We start from the raw sequence: 16128 nt of genomic DNA, 5'->3' as shown, positions 1-16128 counted from the left end.
ACAAGAGAAATCCTAGAAAAGTTTGCCTGTTTGACCGATTTTAATTCGGTTGAGGTGTTTATAAGCCGCTTCGGTTACCTCTCGGCCACGTGCAGTACGCATCAAATAACCTTCTTGGATCAAAAATGGTTCGTAAACTTCTTCAATGGTGCCATCATCTTCACCTACAGCGGTTGCAATGGTCTTTAAGCCAACCGGACCGCCCTTGAACTTATCGATAATGGCCAGCAAGATTTTATTGTCCATCTCGTCCAGCCCATGCTCATCTACATTTAAAGCAGTTAATGCATATCTTGCTATTTCGGTGTCAATACTTCCATTGCCTTTGATCTGGGCAAAATCTCTGGTTCTACGGAGCAGCGCATTGGCAATACGAGGTGTGCCACGGCTTCTACGGGCAATTTCATAAGCACCTTCGTCGGTGATCGGTGTTTTTAAAATCTCCGACGAACGTAAAACGATGGTTGTCAGTATTTTTGCATCATAATAGGCCAAACGGGAATTGATGCCAAACCTCGCTCTTAAGGGCGCTGTTAATAAACCAGAACGTGTAGTGGCCCCAACAAGGGTAAAGGGATTTAGACCAATCTGTACCGAACGGGCATTGGGTCCGCTCTCTAACATGATATCAATCTTAAAGTCTTCCATGGCAGAATAAAGGTATTCTTCAACCAATGGGCTTAAACGGTGGATCTCGTCTATGAAAAGGATATCACCCGTTTCTAGGTTGGTTAATAGACCAGCCAGATCGCCTGGTTTATCTAAAACGGGACCAGAAGTAACTTTGATATTTACGCCCATTTCATTGGCGATGATATAAGACAAGGTTGTTTTGCCTAATCCAGGAGGACCATGTAACAATACATGGTCTAGAGCTTCGCCACGAAGTTTAGCCGCTTTTACAAATATCTTTAGGTTTTCTAAGATCTTGTCTTGACCGGTAAAGTCTTCAAACTCCTGCGGGCGCAATACTTTTTCAATATCACGTTCAGTAGGAGTTAAATGATCAGAAGAAGGGTCAAGGTTTTCGTTCATCTTTAAAGCGTAGAAAGTATTTTTGTATACGAATAAGCTATATACAAAAATACATCAAATATTGTGATATACGATAGCAATTATACTAGACAATTGCTATCGCATGGATTTATGTTAGGCAAATTTGGCTGCTACTTTGGCTTCTTTTACGCCATTGCTGTAATCGTAAAAGCCTTCGCCAGATTTTATTCCTTTTTTGCCAGCCATTACCATGTTTACCAATAGGGGGCAAGGGGCATATTTTGGATTTCCGAAACCATTGTGTAATACATTTAAGATGGCAAGACATACATCCAGTCCGATAAAATCTGCCAACTGCAAAGGACCCATTGGGTGTGCCATTCCGAGTTTCATCACTGTATCGATTTCCTCAACACCGGCCACGCTTTCGTATAAAGTATAGATGGCTTCGTTGATCATCGGCATTAAGACCTGTTGGCCACAAAGCCAGGGTAATCATTTACCTCTACCGGAGATTTAGCCAGTTTTTTGGATAGATCCATTACCAGGGTTGTAGTTTCATCACTTGTAGCATAACCTCTGATCACTTCAACCAGTTTCATTACCGGAACAGGGTTCATGAAATGCATACCGATCACTTTGTCGCCACGGTTGGTTACAGCAGCAATTTGGGTAATGGAAATGGAAGACGTATTGCTTGCCAAAATGGTTTCTGGTTTGGCAAATTGATCCAGGTCTTTAAAGAGTCTTAAGTTTAAGGTCGATATTTTCGGTGGCCGCCTCAACAATAAGGTCTACGTCTTCTACGCCTTGTTGTAAGTTGGTATGTGTGGTAATGTTGGCCAAGGTATTTTCTTTGTCCTGCTCGGTTAAAGTGCCTTTGGCCACTTGTCTTTCAAGATTTTTGGTAATGGTAGCTACCGCTTTACCTAGGGCGTCAATATTGATGTCTACCAAATTTACCTGATAGCCAAATTGCGCAAAAGTATGTGCTATTCCGTTGCCCATTGTGCCTGAGCCTATTACTGCAATGTTTTTCATTCGTATGTTTATTCTTTAATGATCAAGTATGGATAATGATCTATACACGATGGTTTGATTGGTAAGGTCATTATACTTCCATTTGGAAATTTTTACAGAACAAACTTACAAAAAAGCCCCAATCAAAGCGAAGTATTATGTGTACTTGAGCAAATTTAAAGAAATTAACCAACTGTTTTTTTCATCATGAAGAGATAGAAATCTTGAAAAAAATGAAGTTTTATGGCATGCATTTTTTTAGAAAATAGCATATTTTATCCGTATTTCACGGTAGGCCTGGTTTGGTAACGACTATTTAACATATAAAAGGTTTAATTGTATATTGTCTTCTTAATGTCATGAAATTGTAATATTCGTGATTTAATGTCTTTAAAAAAGGACGCTATACACTAAAAAGGACAGTTTTGGTAAAAAAGTGCAATTCTGATGCCCATTGAAGTATTCTAGCATTGATAGGAATAATTATATTGCGGAACAAATAACTCAATATTAACCTAAAATTAATGCAAATGAAAAAAAGACTACTCAGTTTATTTGTTCTGGGGTTGCTGACGTTAAGCGCAGCTATGGCCCAAAACAGGACAATTACAGGAAAGGTAACCGGCGCAGACGACGGTCTACCTTTAGCTCTTGTATCAATCAAGGTTGCCGGAACAACATTAGGTGTTCAATCAGGTAACGATGGTACGTATTCAATTTCAGTTCCTTCTTCAGCAACCACTTTAGAATTTAGTTCTATCGGTTATGAGCCAGCAATTGAAAAGATTGCAGGTAGAAGTGTAATCAATGTAACTCTAAAAACAGATCCTAAACTACTAAATGAAGTTGTAGTTACAGGTTTCGGTGTACAACGTAAAAGAGATCTATCTGGTGCCGTTACTCAATTAAAAGGGGCTACGATAGAGAACATTCCTATCCAATCTTTTGATAGGGCAATGCAGGGTCAAATGTCTGGCGTGCAGGTATCAGGAGCCAATGGTTATCCAGGTGGTGCGGTACAGGTGAGGTATCAGGGGTACGGGATCGATCAATGCGGGTAACAATCCATTATATGTAATTGATGGTGTGCAGGTTGAAGGTGGAGATTTGTCTAGAAGTTTAACCTCTTCAAACTCTTTGGCCGGTTTAAACTCAAATGATATCGAATCTATCGACGTGTTAAAAGATGCATCTGCAGCCGCAATTTATGGTGCGCAGGCTGCAAATGGGGTAATTATCATTACTACAAAGAAGGGTAAAGCGGGTAAAACACAGTTCAATGTAAGCTACCAAAGTGGTGTAAACCAGATGATCAGAGAGATACCACTTACAAATGGTCCGCAATTCTTAGCTGCTATTTATGAGGCTAGAGCCAATGCAGGTATCAATGCAGGTAGAGTTCCCTCATTGGTACCTAACATCAATGCCAACTTTGTAGGTGCTTATGGATTTGCAAATGGTGATTTTGATAAAGCTCCAACATATAAATGGATTGATGAAGTAACCAGAACAGGGAAATCGAACATTGTAGAGTTAAGTGCCAACGGTGGTAACGAAAACACTACTTTCTTCTTGTCGGGTTCTTATAACAATACGCAAGGTCAATTGATCGCTACTGATTTTGTTAGAGGTACGTTTAGAGCAAACTTAAACCATAAGGTTTCTGAGCGATTGCAATTTGATGCAAAAATCAACTTGGCAACTTATACCCAAAACACAGTACCAAGTTCTAACAGTAGTGGTAGTATGTTGTTGTCTGCATTGACTATACCATCAGTACAACCGATCTATAAGGCAGATGGTTCTTTTGTTGATGAACCTATACTTGGTACCAGAACTACGCATGTTATTAAATCTGCAACTTATAACATCAACAGAGGTACAACCAATCAGTTATTGGGAAGTGCAAGTGCTACCTATAAAATCATCAATGGTCTAACATTTAAAACGAGTTTTTATTTAGATTATACCGATATCTTAGAAGATTCTTATGCCGATCCTAGAACATTAGGAGGTTCATCTGTTCAAGGCTCTGCAAGTGCTTTAAATACAAGACAGATCAACTGGTCTACCGATCAGGTATTTAACTATAACAAGAAGTTTGGCGCTGACCACGATTTTACAGCTTTATTGGGTTTCAGTTACAGAAATGTAGTTGCAACAACTATTACGGCATCAGGTCAAGGTTTCCCAAATGAATTGTTCACCACCTTGCAGTCTGCAGCTACACCAACAGCAGTTAGTGCAAACTATACCACTTGGAGGTTGGCAGGTTATTTTACGCGTGCCAATTATAGCTACAAAGGCAAATACATTTTAAGTGGAACTTTAAGATATGATGGTTCTTCACGTTTTGGAGATAAGAAAAGATATGGTTTATTCCCATCTGCATCTGCTGCATGGAGAATATCTGAAGAAGATTTCTTAAAATCTGCCGATTTTCTTAGCGAGTTGAAACTTAGAGCATCTTATGGTATAACTGGTAATAGTGATATTGGTAACTTCGCTTCTAGAACATTATTTGGTGGTACAGGAGCCTATAACAATGTGGGCGGTATCAATCCAAGCCAATTGGGTAATGATCTATTGACATGGGAAGAAAGTCATTCTAAAAACATTGGTGTAGACTATGGTCTTTTTAAAGGAAGAATAACCGGTAGTGTAGATGTATTTAGACGCGATTCTAAAAACTTGTTATTGAACAAACCCCTTCCAACTACTTCTGGTTTTGGTTCAATCTCACAAAACGTTGGAGAGGTTAGAAACGAAGGTATTGAATTGGAACTTAGTCTTTTGAATTTTGATAAAAAATTCAAATGGAGAACTAATTTCAACTGGACATTCTTAAGAAACAAAGTAACCAAATTATTGGATGGACAAGACAGAATCGGTACAACGGTATTTTTAGGTAAATCGTTGTCGCCAATTTATATTGTTGAATATGCAGGTGTAAATGCGGCTACTGGTAGAGGATTTTTCTATGATGTAAACAATAATCCAACTTATTTACCAAGCGAATCGGGTGCTACAGATGCAAGAAGATCATTGGTTATGGTTTAGCTAACAGATTTGGTGGTTTAACAAATACCTTCTCTTATAAAGGAATTGAATTGTCAGTTTTCTTACAAGCACAATTTGGCAATACAATAGTTAACAACAACGGTTTCTTTGTAGAGAGAGCAGGGGCTGCTGAAACCAATTATACTTTGCGTTCTTATGATAGAAGATGGACTACACCTGGTCAGATCACCGATCAGCCTAGATTCATTAGCAGTGAGCCTAACCACCGTGGTATGGCCTCATTCTCTAGCAGAAACTATGAAGATGCATCTTATGTAAGGTTAAAACAAGTTTCACTTTCTTACGCATTGAGCAATAATTTATTGTCGAAGATCAAGGTTAGAAATGCTAAAATATTCTTACAAGCAGTAAATCTTGCAACAATAACTGGCTATACTGGATATGATCCTGAATTAACAGGAGCAGATCTAGGAGTTTTCCCACAAGGAAAAATGTTAACAGCAGGTATTCAAATTGGACTATAATTTAAAAATCATGAAAAAAAATAAATATATCATACTCATAATTGTTGGTCTGTTTGCTACAGTTTCTTGTAAGAAAATGTTGGTTACGGAACCAAAACAATCAATTTCTCCAGAAATAGCGCTTACCACATCAACGGGTGTAAATGCATTGTTAAATAACATCTACACAAGTTTTGGAGGTTCGGGTAATTATGGCTTAGCAAGGATCTTATCTCCAGAAGTATTGGCTGATAACGTAATCAACACTTCTACCAATAACAATAGTTACCGTACACAAGAGGCGAACCAAGTGGGTTCAACGCTTGGAAACTGGGATGCTAACTATGGACAGATCTATAGAGCAAATCTAGTTATCGATGCAGTTGATAATGGAATTCTACAAGGTGCAAGTGATGCCAATAAAAGCATGTTTAAAGGCGAAGCTTTGTTTTTTAGAGCACTTGCCTATTTTCAACTGGCTATCTCTTATTCGTATATCCCAGGAAATGAAGTTGCTGGATTTACCAAAGGAGTGCCGATCATCTTAAAACCAACCAAAACGTTGGATCAGGTAGAATTCCCCGAGAGGATCAAGCAATGTACAGGTTTACAATCAGATCAAAACTGACTTGACAACTGCCATTGGACTTTTAAACAATACTGCCAGAACAAGTAAAGCTTATATATCTAAAGCTGCTGCACAGGCGTTGTTAAGTAGAGTTTCTCTTTATACCTTAGATTTAGATGCTACCATCAGCAATGCAACTGCTGTATTAACTACGAATGCTATCAATGGTAAAACTACTTCTGTTGCGCAAACAGGAACTGAGTTGATCACCATGTGGCGTACCTACAAAGATAAATCAGAATCAATCTGGCAGATCAGCAAAAACGCTCCGGATAACTTGCAAACTGGTTCAATACAGGCTTGGTTCAGTATCTTCCCTAAACCAGTAAATGCAACTTGTGTAATTGGTGGAGCAAATGGTAACCCAGCTAGAGTTAGTTTTGCCGACCTTCGTGTGGCGCCAGCATTCTATGCTTTATTTGATAACAATGATATCAGAAAAACGCAATTGATTGAAGGACCATATTGCAAATCGGGTCAAACTGGACTTTATTATTCTAATAAATACAATGGTACTGGTGGTGAGAATGGTTTGGATGACATTGTTGTTTTCAGAACTTCAGAGATTTTGTTGAACAGAGCTGAAGCTTATGCCAGAAAAGGCGATGCTGGAAGTTTAGTTAACGCCATCAATGATGTGAACGTGATCAGAACTAGAGCAGGATTAACTGCATTACCTTTATCAACCAACGCGGCTGATGCCTTAACCGAAATCTTATTGCAAAGAAGATTAGAGTTGTCGTTTGAAGGACACAGATGGTATGATCTGGTAAGAACAAAATCTAGCATTACCAAAGATCCAGCTGCCTTATATGCTACTGCACCAGTAGAGTATACGGATAGAAGGATATTAGCACAGATCCTACGGGACAAATTGATGTTAATCCTAAAATTGTACAAAATCCTGGCTATTAAAAATATACATATGAAAATCTTAAAAATATCAATATTATTTATTGTAACTACACTGATGCTCTTCTCTTGTAAGAAGTTAGAGGAGACAAGGTTTATTTATGATGGACCTGCGCAAATTGAATTTGATGCAACTTCTTTAAACGCAGTTACAAGTCCAAGAACTTATCCGATCTTAACCAGGGTACCTGGATATGGAAGAGGTGTGATTGCTACGTCGGTTCCAAGTACTGGTGTAGTAGCAGGTCCACTGATTACCAGAACTTCTGGTACGATCAAGTTTAGGGTAAATCTAATTACCAAAGTTCAATCTACAGCTCAGGTAATTGCGTACCGTGTAGTTGCCACAGAAAAAGATGCTACTGGAGCCGATGTTGCCGTAACTACAGCTGTTAGTGGTACACATTACACTACTGGTGGAACTTTTACCATCCCGGCTAATTCAAGCTTTGGGGAGGTAACCATCCAAATCCTAGAATCCAGGCGCTACAAGTGGCACAAAAGACCTGGTATTGGAATTGGTAGGTAATTCGGAAGTTAAACCAAGTGTTAATTATAGTAAAGTTGCGATAAGAATAGCGCAATCTTAATTTATTTTACCTACATTAAGCTACGGAAAATCTCGTGTTTTCCGTAGCTTTTTTATTTTAACCGAATTATCATGAAAACACCTCAAATTATTCTAACTAGCCTGTTATTTGCCCTAACATTAGGATCTCCTTCTCTACCAATGCACAAGGAATTCAAAATCTGACCGATATTAGCGGTACAGTGATGAAGACCAATACCTATTCAGAAATAAAAGGATCACCTTTTTTAACGGAGAACTGGGCCCAAGGTAATGTCAAATTTGTAAATGGTAGGGTGCTGACCAACATCGCTCTTAAATACGACCAGGTTAAGGATGAGCTTTTATTCAAGGGAAAAGACAATGAAGAATATTATTTTAGCGACCTCATTAGCGAATTTGATATCAGTTATGCCAAAACTCAAGGAGATGTTAAACAAAGATTTATCAATGGTTTTACACCTTCAAAAAACCTAACTGAAAAATCATTTTATGAGGTTTTGGTTGACGGAAAAGTAAGGTTGTTGAAGAGAAGCAATAAAACCATTACCGAAACTAAAGAATACAATGCTGCAACCTCAGTAAAAGAAATCAATGAAAATGTTGCGTATTATATAGGAAAAGCAGGTGATGCAGCTCCCCTTAAAAAGAACGACATCAAGACTGTTGCCAGTCTAATTGATGCGCAAAAATCTGCTGCAATTATAGATTATGCCAATAAAAACAATGTTAATCCTAAAACAGAAATAGGTTTAAGACAGATTGTTAATTATTACAACTCACTTTAAGGAGCCAATCTAGTCGTTTGCCATTTTCCGTTGATCAAATCATACTTGATCCGATCGTGCAAACGACTACTTCTTCCTTGCCAAAATTCTATTGAAGTCGGTTTAACGATATACCCTCCCCAATGTGCTGGCTTTGGAATGGTTTTGTCCTGATAGGTTTGATTCAATTCTTCAACTTTTGTTTCCAATAACACTCTGTTGGCAATAACTTGGCTTTGAGGAGAGGCAATGGCACCAATCTGACTTCCTTTTGGTCTAGAATGGAAATATTTTTCTGAAGCTTCTTTATCTAATTTTTCTACTTTTCCTTCAATTCTTACCTGTCTTTCTAGTTCGGCCCAAAAGAAAACCAAACAAGCTTGTGGGTTTTTCTTCATTTCTTTACCTTTTTGGCTAAGGTAATTGGTATAAAAACTAAAGCCATTTTCATCAAAACCTTTTAATAGCACAATACGTGCATTCGGTTTTCCAGATTTATCCGCCGTAGCCAAGGTCATTACGTTTGGCTCGTACAATTGTGCTTTCATTGCATCAGCAAACCAAAGCTCAAACTGCTTGATCGGGTTTTTAGCTACATCGCTTTCATTGAGTTCTGCCGCACGATAATCTTGTCTTAAATTCTGTATTGTTTCTTTTGTAAGCTCCATAACGCAAAAATACGCTTTAGTTCTTTTAATTTTTTCTTAAATTTCGCAAATGTTAAGCAACATCACACCTTCAGCTGGAAAATTACTGATTTCAGAACCCTTTTTAAGCGACCCTAATTTTAAACGTTCGGTTGTTTTGATTGCGGAACATGAAATGCAGGGAACTGTGGGATTTATCTTAAATCAACCCAGCAGTTTGTTGTTGAAAGATTTGGTGCCAGACCTGTGGGAAGCCAACTATCCTGTATTTATCGGTGGTCCTGTAGAGGTAGATACCGTACATTTTATTCACCGTTGTTACGATAAATTGAATAGCGGAGAGGAGATTGCAAATGGAATTTATTGGGGAGGCAACTTCGAAACCCTTAAAATATTAGTCAACAACAATAGCATTTCAGAAAATGAAGTGAAGTTTTTTCTTGGATATTCTGGCTGGGGCGAAAGTCAGTTGGCCGAAGAAATTAAGGAAAACACCTGGATAGTTTCAGATAAATACCATCCTGATGTTGTATTCTCTGCCAATGAAGAAGAATTGTGGAGGGAAGTTATTATTGACCTTGGGCCTAAATATGCACATATCAGCAATTTTCCGAGTGATCCAAGATTGAATTAATTATTGGTTCATTAGTTTCATTGGTTCATTAGTCTCATTGGTTCATTAGGAAATTAGTTCATTAGTCTCATTGGTTCATTAGTTACCTTGATTTAATGAAGTTTGGGCATTGTTTTATTGCTTATTTAACTTATAGCCCATAACTCGCAATTCTAGACCTACATATCTAGTGCGCTTTCTTCAACTTTTTTCCTTAAATCATCTTTGTAGGCCTGCATTTTTTGAGCTAAAGATTCATCGGCAGTTGACAAGATCTGTACGGCTAATAAACCTGCATTTTTAGCTGCATTTAGTGCCACTGTAGCTACAGGGATGCCATTTGGCATTTGTAGGATAGATAGGATAGAATCCCAGCCATCAATAGAATTGGAAGACTTAACCGGAACACCAATTACAGGTAAGGTAGTGATAGAGGCCACCATTCCTGGTAAATGTGCAGCGCCACCAGCACCTGCAATGATCACTTTTAATCCTCTCTGTGCAGCCTCTTTGGCATAGGTAAACATGCGTTCTGGTGTACGGTGCGCTGATACCACGGTCATTTCAAAATCTACATCAAACTCTTTTAAAATGTCTGCTGCATCGTTCATAATGTTTAGATCAGACTTGCTGCCCATTATTATACCTACTTTCATTTTTCTTGTTGTTTAGTTATTGGTTATTTAGCTGGTTGGCTTCCAGTCTAGTATTTTGTTCTTTTCTATTTACTCCGCTATGAAACGACTTTCAAGGTCTGTTGGATGTATCTTGCTTTTTCTATTGCTTTTTCTCTGTTTTGGTCTACAATGGTAATGTGGCCCATCTTACGGAAAGGTTTGGTGTATTTCTTTCCATATAAATGTACGTAAACACCATCTATCGCCATTATTTTTTCTAATCCATCGTATTTGGCCAATCCATCATGACCTTTTTCTCCTAACAGATTGATCATTACTGCATTGCTGATGGAGCGGGTATCGCCCAATGGCAGATTGAAAATGGACCGCAGGTGTTGCTCAAATTGAGAAACATAATTGCCCTCAATGGTATGGTGACCACTGTTGTGTGGGCGTGGTGCAAGTTCATTGACTAAGATATCGCCATCTTTTGTGACAAACATTTCTACGGCCAAAATTCCAGTAATATTTAGGGCAGAAGCAATATTCAATGCAATCTTTTCTGCTTTATGTTGGATTCTTCAGGATAGGTTGATGGAGAGATCAAAAACTCAACTAAGTTAGCCTCGGCATTGAATTCCATTTCTACCATAGGGAAAGTCTTCATGTCCCCATTTGGATTTCTAGACACAATTACCGCTATTTCTTTATCAAAATCAATCAATTCTTCAATTAATGATGGACTTTCAAAAGCCTTGTCGATATCAGAAAGGTTGCTGATCTTCATCACGCCTTTACCATCATATCCATCTTTTCGTTGTTTTAAGATGTAAGGAAAAGCAAAATTGCCATTGCTGAGGTCGGCTTTGGTATTGACCAATTGAAATGGGGCAGTAGGGATATCGTTTTCTTTGAAGAACTGTTTTTGTACCCCTTTGTCTTGGATCAATCGGATTACCCTAGATTGTGGGAATACCAATTTTCCTTCTTTTTCTAACTGCTCTAAGGCCTCAATGTTTACCTTTTCAATCTCTATGGTAATGATATCTGCCTTTTTGCCAAAGTTATAAACGGTGTCAAAATCTGTAATAGAACCACATTCAAATTTGTTTGCAATGTTTTTGCAAGGAGCATCTGGGTCTGGGTCTAGCACTAAAGTAGTTAGATTATAATTGATGGCTTGCTGTATGAGCATCCTGCCCAATTGGCCACCACCCAGTATTCCTAATTTTAGCTCGCTGATCTGTTTTGCCATTATCGAATATAAATTTATGCTTATTTTGCACAAAAATAACAATATAAACCAAATTGATGGAGGTAGACGCGATAATTATTGGTGCCGGAGCTTGTGGATTGATGTGTGCGGTGCAGGCAGGTTTTTTAGGGAAAAGTGTGATTGTGTTAGAGAAAAACAATAAACCTGGCGCTAAAATTCTCATTTCTGGTGGTGGTAGATGCAATTTTACCAATCAATGGGCCACTACAGAACAATTTATTTCTGCCAATCCACATTTTTTAAAATCGTCATTTACACAATGGACGGTTGAGGATACCATTAATTTCTTTGAAACGTATGGCATTGTAGGAAAAGAAAAAACATTAGGTCAACTGTTTCCAGAAGACAAAAATGCAAAGGATGTAGTAGCGGTCTTTACATCGCTCTGCGCAGAGATGGGACAAGAGATTAGGTGTAATGCAGATGTGATAGCTGTTGAACAAATAGATGGTCTTTTTCACGTTAGTTATGTCACAGGAGAAAAGACGAAGACTATCAAGGCCGCGAAAGTGGTAGTGGCCAGTGGGGGATTGCCAATTCCAAAAATGGGAGCGAGTGATTTTGCCTTGCGTTTTGCCCGTAAACAAGGCTTGAATATTGTTGAAACTGCACCCGCTTTAGTCCCTTTAACCATTACCGGAAAAGAAGAAGATTGGTATGCGCAGTTGTCTGGAAACTCCATATTTTGTGAAGTAAGCAATGATCAGATCTCTTTTGAAGAGAATATATTATTTACCCATTGGGGTCTTAGTGGACCAGCCATTTTACAGATTTCTTCTTTTTGGCGTAGGGGAGAGACTATTAACATCAACCTGCTGCCACATCAAAACATTCTTGACATTATAGAAGAAGAACGGAAAACGAATGGAAAAACACTTTTGTCGACCTTGTTGAACCGTTTTTATGCCAAAAAGTTTACCGATGCTTTAAACAAATTCTTACCCTTAACCAAAACAGTGGCTGATTTGAGTAAGGTTGAAATGGAGGCGATCTATCGGACTATCCACGAGTTTAAAGTAAAACCAGCAGGAGATAAAGGTTATGATAAAGCAGAAGTAATGCGCGGAGGTATTGATACCAACGAGCTATCTTCTAAAACGCTTGAATGCAAAAAAATACCAGGTTTATACTTTGGCGGAGAATGTATGGATGTTACAGGTTGGCTTGGTGGCTACAACTTTCAATGGGCTTGGGCAAGTGGTTATGTAATAGCACAACAATTATAAAGAGATGTAAATCCCTTGGTTCGTGTCTTCACGAACCAAGGGATTTATAAGATTAGTCGCAGTTTGGAACGGTAAATGTCCAAGTTTCAGACATTTTGTAAGGGATAGAGAAAGCCACTCCTCTATCTAATTCAAACCATAGTTTAGAGCGTACTTTTTCTCTGCTTCCGGTTTCGTTCATGGTCAAACTATCATATAACCTACCATTTACCATTACATATTTGATTTTTTCCGAGTTTCTGATATCGTCTAAAGGATTAGAATCCATCACCACAAGATCACCCAATTTGCCAACTTCCAATGAACCTATTTCTTTGTCCATTCCTAGATAAGCAGCCCCATTAAGCGTGGCATAACGGATGGCTTGTAATGGAGTTGCACCACCTTGTACAAACATCCACAGCTCCCAATGTGCACCTAAACCTTGAATTTGACCATGGGCACCCAAATTGATCTTTGTACCTCCATCAGCAATCTGTTTCACTGTTTTGGAAACTTCAATATGGCCATAATCTCCATATTCAGAAGTAGTTCTTCTTCTCGATCTGGCATCAATTATCGCTCTAGGCGTAAAACTCAACAATCTTTCGTTTTCCCATACATTGGTTCTATCATACCAATAGTTTTCGCCCCATTGGCCTCCATAAGCTACAATTAAGGTAGGGGTATAGGCAACGGCGGTATTGTTCCAAAAGTTGACCACATCCTTATAAACAGGAGCTACAGGAATACTGTGTTCAATACCTGTATGGCCATCGGCCACCATGTTCATGTTATGGAAAAATGTTGAACCACCTTCTGGTACCACTTCCATTTTGAGTTGTCTGGCGGCTTCTAATATTTGTTGACGTTGGTCTCTACGTGGTTGATTATATGATTTTACCGAAAAAGCACCAACTGCTTTCAATCTTTTTAAATGAGATAAGGCATCATCCAAACTGTTGATCACCACTTTAAAATCACCATCGGCACCATATAAGATAGAACCTGTAGAATACAAGCGTGGACCAATCATTCGGCCAGCCTTTAACATCTCGCTTTGGCTAAATACCATTTCCGTATTGCTCGAAGGATCGTGAGAAGTGGTTACACCAAAGGATAGGTTGGCCAAATAAGACCAATCTTGTTGTGGGCTAATGCCATCCGGACTCGTACGTAAATGGGCATGCACATCGATGATACCCGGCATGATCGTTTTTCCAGTAACATCTACCACTTTTGCAGTAGCAGGAATATTAATTTCGGCAGCTTTGCCAACCGCGGTAATTTTATTGTTCTCCAATAGGATGGTACCTTCTTCAATTACCTCATCGCCTTTCATGGTAATGATCCTGGCGCCTTTTAAGGCCAAAATACCTGTTGGAACATCAGTTTTTAACTTTAAGCCCAACGAAATGCCAGCTGTATCTGGTTCTGGCAAAACCTGTGGCGCACCTTCAATAAAGCTAAAGGTATTTTTGATTTCTCTATTGTAATATTGTTCGCCCAAAGTCCATAACAATTTTTTACTGTCGGCACTCCAATGTAAAAAGGTACCCGCATCTTTGGTTACCCTAGCCAAAGGGATAGACTTGTTGTTTGCCGAAGGATCCAAGGGGATACCTGTAGTAACCATTGGCGTAATGTAGGCATTGAAGAGTTCTGTAAATGCCATCCATTTCCCATCCGGACTTGGTGCAAACTGCGTAGCATATTGCGAGGTATAATGCGTTCTTTCATTCCCTCCATTTAGGTCCATACTTTTAAAAGCCTTTTTACCAGCTTCATATCCCTGAAAATAGATCCTGCTGTCATCGCTATTGAAAATAGGCTTGATTCCACTTTCACTAACCAAAGTTTTGGCTCCACCATTGGCCGGAATAATAAAGATTCCGGTGTTTTTGCCATAAGTTAAACCTAGGGTTTCATTGCCAACGCCCTTTCTGAAAACAATCTTATCTCCTTTATTAGAATAGGATGGAGAATAATAATATCCTTTTTCGTCTGTTAACGAAATGGTTTTACCTGTTTTAAGGTCAGTTCTTTTGATAGCCCCTTTAAATTCATCACTCCAGGTGGTATAGATCACAAATTTACCATCATGACTAAACTCAGGTTCAAATTCAAAATCAATCCCATTGCTGGATCCTTTCGGGAATGCCATTGGGTAATTCCTTTTTGTATAGGTAACCAGCAGCATTAAAAATAACCCATTTGCCATCAGGCGATGTAGTTAGTTGACGCACCATTTTAACCGTAAATTCAGGACTAAAGACTTCATGTTCAAAGTGTAACGACTGTTGAACGGTCTGTTGGCTGTTCACTTCAAAAGGAATATCGCTAACAGCTAAAGAATTAAGGTCGATCTGTTTGATTTTTCCCTTGGCATAAAAGATGATCCGTTTAGAATCCGGAGTCCATGCAAAATTGGGATAAACCCCAAAAACAGCCCATGTTTCTTGCTGGTCGTGCGATAAATCTTCATACAATGGCCATTCCTCACCAGTTTTAATATTTTGGATATAAAGTGCAGATTTTAACCTTACCCTTTTTACATAGGCCATCAATTTACCATCTGGCGATATCTGTGGGCGGGCTGATCCACCTTGTTCTGCAATTAAGTTAGACAGTTTTCCAGTGGTCAGGTTTAATTGTCTGATGGCGTAGATTAAGCCATTTGGATCCTTACTATATTCGAAATTAGGACCAGGAGAAACATCTTCACTAAAGTACAAGAACTTGCCATCTGGCGATACATTGGGCTCACCCGCATCTTGTTGGTCATTTTTTCTTTTGGTCAACTGTACACCATCACCACCATAAATGCTATACATCCACATCTCGCCAGCACCCAAAGAGCGGGAGCCTGTAAAATGTTTACGAGCAATGAGGTATTCGCTATTTGGCATCCACGTGGCATTGTTCAACAAGCGGAAGGTTTCTTTGGTCATCTGTTTCTTGTTACCGCCTTCACGGTCCATGATCCAGATGTTATCGCCACCATTTTTATCACTGGTATAAGAAATATATTTTCCATTGGGGCTAAAACGTGGTTGCACATCAAATGCAATTCCACCACTTAACAGCTTTGCTGATCCACCATTGATTGACATTTTATAGATATCGCCCAATAGGTCGAATACGATCTCTGTACCATCTGGACTTACATCTAGGTTCATCCAAGTGCCCTCATCTGTATTAATGGTAAAGGTTTTGGTCTGTCCTCTATATTTCTCTACATCCCATTTTGTAGTTTCTTTTTTATCTTGGGCCGAGGCCGAAATAACAGTAAATAAACAGCTAAGGAATAAGGAATATTTTTTCATCATGGCAAAAATTGTTTGAATAGCATTGA

At 38.8% G+C, this 16128-nt stretch carries 11 protein-coding genes and 3 pseudogenes; 8 read left to right on the top strand and 6 right to left on the bottom strand.

What is annotated here, in order from left to right; translation table 11 throughout:
• Positions 1-12 precede the first annotated feature (12 nt).
• Together ruvB and ACFJIZ_RS06740 are read right to left on the bottom strand one after the other, a co-directional pair.
• Positions 13-1035 carry a Holliday junction branch migration DNA helicase RuvB gene (gene ruvB, locus ACFJIZ_RS06745; RefSeq protein WP_379091718.1) on the bottom strand — a complete coding sequence of 341 codons (1023 nt, stop codon included), beginning with the start codon at positions 1033-1035 and terminating at the stop codon, positions 13-15.
• A 114-nt stretch (positions 1036-1149) separates the two neighbouring features.
• Positions 1150-2043: pseudogene (locus tag ACFJIZ_RS06740) on the bottom strand (3-hydroxybutyryl-CoA dehydrogenase).
• Positions 2044-2546: 503 nt separating this feature from the next.
• Here ACFJIZ_RS06740 and ACFJIZ_RS06735 point away from each other — a divergent pair.
• The 6 genes from ACFJIZ_RS06735 (at position 2547) to ACFJIZ_RS06710 (ending at position 8436) form a co-directional block, all read left to right on the top strand.
• A complete protein-coding gene (locus ACFJIZ_RS06735) occupies positions 2547-3077 on the top strand; it encodes a carboxypeptidase-like regulatory domain-containing protein (RefSeq protein WP_379091717.1) in 531 nt (176 codons plus the stop codon).
• Positions 3078-3102: 25 nt separating this feature from the next.
• Positions 3103-5076, top strand: coding sequence for a SusC/RagA family TonB-linked outer membrane protein (locus ACFJIZ_RS06730; RefSeq protein WP_379091716.1), 1974 nt, complete (start codon positions 3103-3105; stop codon positions 5074-5076).
• A gap of 50 nt (positions 5077-5126) precedes the next feature.
• On the top strand, positions 5127-5561 hold the full coding sequence (locus tag ACFJIZ_RS06725; protein ID WP_379091715.1) for a hypothetical protein: 435 nt from the start codon (positions 5127-5129) through the stop codon (positions 5559-5561).
• 10 nt (positions 5562-5571) lie between these two features.
• Positions 5572-6168, top strand: coding sequence for a RagB/SusD family nutrient uptake outer membrane protein (locus tag ACFJIZ_RS06720; protein ID WP_379091714.1), 597 nt, complete (start codon positions 5572-5574; stop codon positions 6166-6168).
• A gap of 1 nt (position 6169) precedes the next feature.
• Positions 6170-7609 carry a RagB/SusD family nutrient uptake outer membrane protein gene (locus tag ACFJIZ_RS06715; protein WP_379091713.1) on the top strand — a complete coding sequence of 480 codons (1440 nt, stop codon included), beginning with the start codon at positions 6170-6172 and terminating at the stop codon, positions 7607-7609.
• A 245-nt stretch (positions 7610-7854) separates the two neighbouring features.
• On the top strand, positions 7855-8436 hold the full coding sequence (locus ACFJIZ_RS06710) for a hypothetical protein (protein WP_379091712.1): 582 nt from the start codon (positions 7855-7857) through the stop codon (positions 8434-8436).
• Here the strand turns inward: ACFJIZ_RS06710 and pdxH are convergent.
• The gene (gene pdxH, locus ACFJIZ_RS06705; protein WP_379091711.1) at positions 8433-9083 is read right to left on the bottom strand and encodes a pyridoxamine 5'-phosphate oxidase; all 651 of its coding nucleotides are present in this window, start codon (positions 9081-9083) and stop codon (positions 8433-8435) included. The genes ACFJIZ_RS06710 and pdxH overlap by 4 nt on opposite strands.
• Positions 9084-9132: 49 nt before the next feature.
• Between pdxH and ACFJIZ_RS06700 the strand changes: the two genes are divergently transcribed.
• Positions 9133-9696 carry a YqgE/AlgH family protein gene (locus ACFJIZ_RS06700; protein WP_379091710.1) on the top strand — a complete coding sequence of 188 codons (564 nt, stop codon included), beginning with the start codon at positions 9133-9135 and terminating at the stop codon, positions 9694-9696.
• A gap of 158 nt (positions 9697-9854) precedes the next feature.
• Here the strand turns inward: ACFJIZ_RS06700 and purE are convergent, their stop codons facing one another.
• Positions 9855-10331, bottom strand: coding sequence for a 5-(carboxyamino)imidazole ribonucleotide mutase (gene purE, locus ACFJIZ_RS06695; protein ID WP_379091709.1), 477 nt, complete (start codon positions 10329-10331; stop codon positions 9855-9857).
• A 77-nt stretch (positions 10332-10408) separates the two neighbouring features.
• Positions 10409-11547: pseudogene (locus ACFJIZ_RS06690) on the bottom strand (5-(carboxyamino)imidazole ribonucleotide synthase).
• Between the two features lie 56 nt (positions 11548-11603).
• Between ACFJIZ_RS06690 and ACFJIZ_RS06685 the strand changes: the two are divergent.
• On the top strand, positions 11604-12794 hold the full coding sequence (locus ACFJIZ_RS06685; RefSeq protein ID WP_379091708.1) for an NAD(P)/FAD-dependent oxidoreductase: 1191 nt from the start codon (positions 11604-11606) through the stop codon (positions 12792-12794).
• A gap of 52 nt (positions 12795-12846) precedes the next feature.
• Here the strand turns inward: ACFJIZ_RS06685 and ACFJIZ_RS06680 are convergent.
• Positions 12847-16102, bottom strand: a pseudogene (locus ACFJIZ_RS06680) (amidohydrolase family protein).
• Positions 16103-16128 lie beyond the last annotated feature (26 nt).

Source organism: Pedobacter sp. UC225_65, assembly GCF_042698365.1.
Taxonomy (GTDB): Bacteria; Bacteroidota; Bacteroidia; order Sphingobacteriales; family Sphingobacteriaceae; genus Pedobacter.
The sequence above is the reverse complement of the archived record's forward strand: the minus strand, read 5'-3'. Positions and strand labels throughout refer to the sequence as shown.

Coding starts and splice junctions, on each gene's coding strand:
- ruvB (WP_379091718.1), bottom strand. CDS start 1,035: ATGAACGAAAACCTTGACCCTTCTTCTGATCATTTAACTCCTACTGAA.
- ACFJIZ_RS06735 (WP_379091717.1), top strand. CDS start 2,547: ATGAAAAAAAGACTACTCAGTTTATTTGTTCTGGGGTTGCTGACGTTA.
- ACFJIZ_RS06720 (WP_379091714.1), top strand. CDS start 5,572: ATGAAAAAAAATAAATATATCATACTCATAATTGTTGGTCTGTTTGCT.
- ACFJIZ_RS06710 (WP_379091712.1), top strand. CDS start 7,855: ATGAAGACCAATACCTATTCAGAAATAAAAGGATCACCTTTTTTAACG.
- pdxH (WP_379091711.1), bottom strand. CDS start 9,083: ATGGAGCTTACAAAAGAAACAATACAGAATTTAAGACAAGATTATCGT.
- ACFJIZ_RS06700 (WP_379091710.1), top strand. CDS start 9,133: ATGTTAAGCAACATCACACCTTCAGCTGGAAAATTACTGATTTCAGAA.
- purE (WP_379091709.1), bottom strand. CDS start 10,331: ATGAAAGTAGGTATAATAATGGGCAGCAAGTCTGATCTAAACATTATG.
- ACFJIZ_RS06685 (WP_379091708.1), top strand. CDS start 11,604: ATGGAGGTAGACGCGATAATTATTGGTGCCGGAGCTTGTGGATTGATG.